At 66.4% G+C, this 3,221-nt stretch carries 4 protein-coding genes; all 4 read right to left on the bottom strand.

Annotated features, from left to right (window positions below; all coding sequences use genetic code 11):
- The coding region (locus CZ322_RS04350; RefSeq protein ID WP_087070363.1) for an NCS2 family permease at nucleotides 1-1,369 on the bottom strand (1,369 nt) is incomplete at its 3' end.
- Nucleotides 1,370-1,679: 310 nt separating this feature from the next.
- On the bottom strand, nucleotides 1,680-2,669 hold the full coding sequence (gene manA / locus CZ322_RS04345) for a mannose-6-phosphate isomerase, class I (protein WP_234984459.1): 990 nt from the start codon (nucleotides 2,667-2,669) through the stop codon (nucleotides 1,680-1,682).
- Nucleotides 2,670-2,719: 50 nt separating this feature from the next.
- Entirely contained in the window at nucleotides 2,720-2,920 is a 201-nt protein-coding gene (locus CZ322_RS10370; RefSeq protein ID WP_327078493.1) for a hypothetical protein, read from the bottom strand.
- Nucleotides 2,921-2,936: 16 nt separating this feature from the next.
- Nucleotides 2,937-3,221: hypothetical protein (locus tag CZ322_RS04340; RefSeq protein WP_200807168.1), on the bottom strand; the 285-nt coding region annotated here is incomplete at its 5' end.

Here is a 3,221-nt window from a genome sequence, read left to right as displayed (position 1 = left end):
CCGCCATAATGACGTAGGCGATGAAGCCCACCCCGATGCCTACCGTAATGGAGTAGGAGAAGGGCATGAGGGCAACGGTGAGGAAGGCCGGGATCCCCACGCTCAGGTCATCCCAGTCGATCTCGGTAACCTGCTGCATCATGAGGAAGCCCACCGCGACCAGCGCGGGAGCGGCCGCTTCGGAAGGAACCAGGGTAACTAGGGGAGCGAAGAAAATAGAGAGCAGGAAGAGGGCGCCGGTGGTCACCGATGCGAGGCCGGTGCGCGCACCGTCAGCTACGCCCGTCGTCGACTCAACAAAAGAGGTGTTCGAGGATACGCCACCCATACCGCCGGCCAGCGCCGCGAGGGAATCGAGGAGCAGGATGCGGGAGGTGTGGTAGGGCATGCCGTCTTCGTCGAGGAGGTCACCTTCGGAAGCGACCGCAACCATGGTGCCCATGGTGTCGAAGAAATCGGCGAGCATAACGGAGAAGGCCAGCACCACCACGGAAATAACGCCGAGCTTCTGGAAGGGCCCCACCACGGAGAAGCATCCGAGGGTGGAGAAGTCGGGGATTTGCACCGGGGAGCCGTTGAGGGCGGGCGCCCCGCCGTTCCAACCGGTCACGTCGCCGCCGGCCACGCTTCCGGGCTTGGCAATAATATTGACGATCACGGCCGCGACGGTCGAGGACACGATGCCGATGAGGAGCGCGCCGGGCACCCCGCGCAGCAGGCAGATCGCGGTGAGGAAGAGGCCGAATACAAAGACGGCCAGCGGCCAGGAGGCGATGGAGCCGTTGATCCCGAAGGACATTATGGTGCCTTCGCCGGGGCGGATGAGGCCGGCGTTGACCAGCCCAACCAGGGTGATGAAGAGCCCCAGGCCCACAGAAATGGCGGTGCGCAGGAACTTCGGCACCGCCCGGAAAATGGCTTCACGCAGGCCCGTCACCACGAGCAGCGTGATGACGATGCCTTCAATAACGATAATTCCCATACCGTCAGCCCAGGTCATTCCGGGCATCTGCACGATGACTACGCCGACGATGGTATTGAGGCCCAGCCCGGCGGCCATGGCGAGCGGGAAATTGGCGATGACGCCGGTGAGCAGCGTCATGAGGCCGGCCACAATGGCGGTGCCGGCGGCGATGGCCGGGAGGTTCGGGCCCTCGGTGCCGCCGCCCAGGTAGGCGCCGGTGGAATCCGGACCCGACAGGATAATGGGGTTAAGAACCAGGATGTAGGCCATGGCCACGAAGGTGACCAGCCCGCCGCGCAATTCGCGGGCCACGGTGGTCCCGCGTTCGCGCAGCCGGAAAAAATCCCGCTTCGGCTCGGAGGTTGTGCTGTGGTTCGTCTCGACGTGCGTGGAAGTTACGCTCACGAAGATCTCCTCGGTAGTCGTGCGGTCCGTTATGCGCTGGCGAGCGCGTGATCCGCAAGATTGACGGGCGGTCCTGACCGCCACCGGCACCCATTCTTGAACTACGGTCACCACCCACGCAAGGAGCGTCTCATTATTTGGACGCATTTTCGCCATTTGTGTCTCATATTTTGAGACGCGCGCGGGATGTGGTGGAGAAATGGCGCGATGGCACGGTTTTCCGCCCCTTCACCTCCCGCGTGAGTCCGGCCACGCGCGGCAGCGCCCTACCTCGCTGCGATGCGAATACCAGCGCGCACGGCCCGGGTTGTTACGGAACAGATGCGACGATGACGTCGCCAAACCCGCGGACCGCTAATTCTCCATCACAGTGCGGCACGAAAACCGCCTGCCCGGAGTTGAGCGGTTCACGCCGGCCCCCGGCGAAGACTTCCACCGCGCCTTCCAGGCAGACCACGGTGCGCGGGCCGCGCGAGCGCAGCTTTTCAACGGTGGTGGCATCGCGCAGGTGAACCACCGAGAGTTCAAAATCGTCCACGGGAACATAGAAAGTGGAAACCGCTTCGCTCATATGCTCGGGGGCGATGCGGATGGGCGGGACTGCGGCGTCGTCCATAATCCGCAGCAATTCGGCCACGTCCACGTGCTTCGGGGTGAGGCCGGCGCGCAGCACGTTATCGGAGGCCGCCATGATTTCCACCGCGGTTCCGGACAGGTAAGCGTGCACCGTCCCGGCGGGGATAAAGAGGGCTTCTCCGGGACGTAAGGTCACCGGATTCATGAGGAGGGAGGCCACCACTCCCGGGTCGCCGGGGTAGTGCTGGGCCAGGGTTTCCACAATGCGGTCCGCGCGCGGGGAAGGCGAGGCGCCGCGCTCCAGGCGGGCGGCGCAGGCGGCTACCACCTGCTCAATCTGCTCTGGTTCCGGGCGGGTTCCCGCGGAAAGGAGGTCGGCGAAGACCGCTCCCACCCCGCGTTCTTCCACGAGGGCGGCGAGCCGGTTCGTGAGGGGCAGGCCGAGGCCGCCGAGCACTTCGGCGATGCGTCGCGGGGTGCGCAGCCCGCAGATCGCCTCAAAAGGCGTGAGGGCGTAGGCCAGTTCCGGTTTGTGATTGCGATCCCGGTAGGAGCGGTGGGGTGCGGTGCGGGAAATTCCGGCGGCTTCTTCCCGCTCGAAGCCGGCGCGGGCCTGCTCGAGGGAGGGGTGGACCTGGAGGGAGAGCGGCTGGTGCGGGGCAATAAGCTTGAGTAAATACGGTAATTCGCCCCCGTGCCGGCGGGCCACATCCGCACCGAGCATCTCCTCGGGAGCCCGGGCTATCAGATCACGCAGGCTCGGCCCGCCGGGCGCTACCAGGGTGGCGGATTCTTCCGGGAGCTCTGGGGTGCGCGGGCCTCGCGCCGGGCCGGCCCGGCCCCGCGNGAATCATCAGGGTGGGCGCCGAGCCAGATTTCCGCCACCCGGGTTTCCGCCGGGGCGTAGCCGAAAAGCGCGGGAAGCGCGCTCGTTCCGCCCCACGCATAGTCCCTGGCTCGCCCTTGGATCCGCATCACCGCTGCTCCTGTTTTAGCTCAGGGCGCCGGTGGCCTGATAGCGCCGCCCGCGCGATCCGCGCACCACGGTGCGCTCGCGCCCGCGCCGAATCACCGGAGCCACGCCATTGGCCGGGCTCGCGGCTACTTCTACTGCCGCCGCTTCCGCTGCCGGTTCCTGAGCGGATTGGGAACTAGGGGTCGGCGCTGCTGCCGGAGAGGCAGCGTCCGTTTCTACCGCGCCAGTTTCGCTTTCCACGCCCGCGATCTTGCGCCGCACCCGGCGGCGCCGCCCGCTGCGCTCGGCGCGCTCGGCCTT

The organism is Actinotignum timonense, assembly GCF_900155575.1.
GTDB classification, from domain to species: domain Bacteria; phylum Actinomycetota; class Actinomycetes; order Actinomycetales; family Actinomycetaceae; genus Actinotignum; species Actinotignum timonense.
This window is presented reverse-complemented; position numbering and strand designations above follow the sequence as displayed.